The sequence below is a fragment of the Streptomyces sp. 5-10 genome (assembly GCF_014712245.1).
Taxonomy (GTDB): Bacteria; Actinomycetota; Actinomycetes; order Streptomycetales; family Streptomycetaceae; genus Streptomyces; species Streptomyces violaceusniger.
In genome coordinates, this window is record NZ_JACVYG010000178.1 from 1 (window position 1) to 2,414 (window position 2,414).

A 2,414-nucleotide genomic window follows, 5' to 3' on the forward strand; every position below is an offset into this window, starting at 1 on the left:
TCGCCGTCAACGGCAACACATCCAGCCACACAAACGCCGCCGGCACCATGTACTCCGGCAACCGCACCCCCACACACGCCCGCACCTCCTCCACCCCACACCGCTCCCCGGTCAGATACGCCACCAACCGCTTGTCCCCCGGGACATCCTCACGGGCCAGCACCACCGCCTCACGCACCCCCGGCACCTCCAACAGCCGGGCCTCGACCTCACCGAGTTCGATACGGAAACCCCGCACCTTCACCTGGAAGTCATTACGCCCCACAAACTCAATCGACCCATCCTCCAACCACCGCCCCAAATCCCCCGTCCGGTACATCCGCGCACCCGGTTCCTCGCTGAACGGATCGCGCAGGAACCGCTCCGCCGTCAACTCCGGACGATTCCAATACCCCCGAGCAACACCCGCCCCACCGACATACAACTCACCAACCACACCCACCGGCACCGGACGACCCCGACCATCCAGAATGTAAACCTGCGTATTGGCGATCGGCCGACCAATATGCGGCACCTCCTCCGTACCGGTCACTCGACCGGACGTCGCGACAACGGTGGTCTCCGTCGGCCCATAGTTGTTGATCAATGAGAAGGGCAGGTCCGACGCCACCGGCCGGTGCAGGCGGTCGCCGCCGACCAGCAGCGTGCTCAGCGAAAGGTCCGCTACCCCGTGTGCGAGAGTCAGTTCCGCGATCGGCGTCGGCAGGAAGCTGACATCCAGCTTCTGGTCACGCCACCAGGTCAGAAGCATCTCGGGTGTCGCAGATTCTTCCGCTGGGGCAAGGTGCAGGGTCGCTCCCGCGCACAGGGTCGGCCACATTTCCCATACGGCCGCGTCAAAACTCACCTGAGCAACGCCTGACGAACGCGATCCCGCCACGACAGCGAAGGTGTCACTGTGCCATTGGACCAAGTTCACCAGGTTTCGGTGTTCGATCATGACACCCTTTGGGGCACCAGTCGACCCGGAGGTGTAGATGACATAGGCCAGGTGGTGTGAATTGACCTGAACCATGGCAGGGTCAAGATTGGTGTCTGATTGGGCTTCGCATGCGTTTGTCAGATCCAGAATCGGCAGTTCCTCGGGCAACCCTGCCATCAGGTCGCCAAGATGCCGACCTCCGGTGAGAACCGCTACCGGAGCACAGTCGTGCAGCATGTTCCGGAGCCGACCGGCCGGTGAGCCCGGGTCCAACGGCACATACGCCCCGCCCGCTTTCCACACGCCGAGCTGGCCGATCACCATCTCAACACCGCGTTCGGCGCAGACCGCCACGCGGCTGTCCGGCCCGACGCCCAACGCCCTCAGCTGGCGGGCTACTTGGTTCCCCCGGGCGTTGAGCTCAGCGTAGGACAGCGAGTCAGAGCCACACACCAAGGCAGTCGCTTCCGGGGTACGTGCCGCCTGGCGCTCGAACAGCTCGTGCACGCACGTCTCGGCCTCGTAGTCACTCCGGGTATCATTCCAGCCCCGCACCACCAACTCATGCTCCGACGCCGGCAGCACATCCAGCTCCCGCACCGGCGTATCCGGCGCCGACCGCAAAGCCCCCACCAACTCCAACAGCGCCGTCTGCATCAATGCGCACACTCGACCCGCATCCACCTGCGCATCCGCATGGACGGTCAAGGCGAAACCCTCGCTGAAGTCGTCCACCGACAGCGCCAGCGGGTAGTTGGTTCGTTCCTCGGCGTGCACCAACTCGAACTCGCCCCACACCTCCTCAGCAGCACCGGATGTGTCAAGGGCGCTGTGGCGGTAGTTGAGCAGGCTGGTGAACAACGGCATCGGCGCCTGCACACCACTGCACCGCTGCGCCAGCGCCAACGGCGCATGCTCATGCCGCAACAACCGCGTCAAGAGCTCATGCGTGCGCAGCACCCCCGCCTCCACGGTGTCCTCACCCACCGCAATCCGCACCGGCAAGGTGTTCACGAACAAGCCCATGCCTCGGTCCGCACCCGCGCCACCGTGCATCCGGCCGAACAACACCGTGCCGAAGACCACGTCCTCCCGGTCGGTCAACCGCGCCAGGACCTGCGCCCACGCCTGGTGGCACAGACTCGCCACGCTCACCCCGAGCCGCCGCGCCACAACACGCATCTGCCGAGCCACGTCGGCATCGAGCTCGATACGGGCATCGGTCATCTCGGAGCCGTCACCTTGGACGTCCATCAACCCGAACGGAGCGGTGGGCTCATCCACGCCCGCGAGCAGCTCGCGGAAGAACGCCTCATGCTCATCGGCGCTGACACCCAGCACCGCCTGCGCCACCACATTGCGATACGGCACCGGCTCCGGCAACCGCCCAGCCTCGCCGGCCATCACCGCCTGAACCTCCTCGCCCACCACCTCCAACGCCGTGTGATCCCCCACCAAGTGATGCAACAAGATCAACACCAGCCAACGCTCA

The 2,414-nt window shown here is 65.2% G+C and carries 1 protein-coding gene; it reads right to left on the reverse strand.

Translation table 11 applies throughout. The features are described from left to right. Window positions 1–2,401: non-ribosomal peptide synthetase (locus tag IEJ02_RS51570; RefSeq protein ID WP_498067146.1), on the reverse strand; the 2,401-nt coding region annotated here is incomplete at its 3' end. Between the last annotated feature and the right edge of the window lie 13 nt (window positions 2,402–2,414).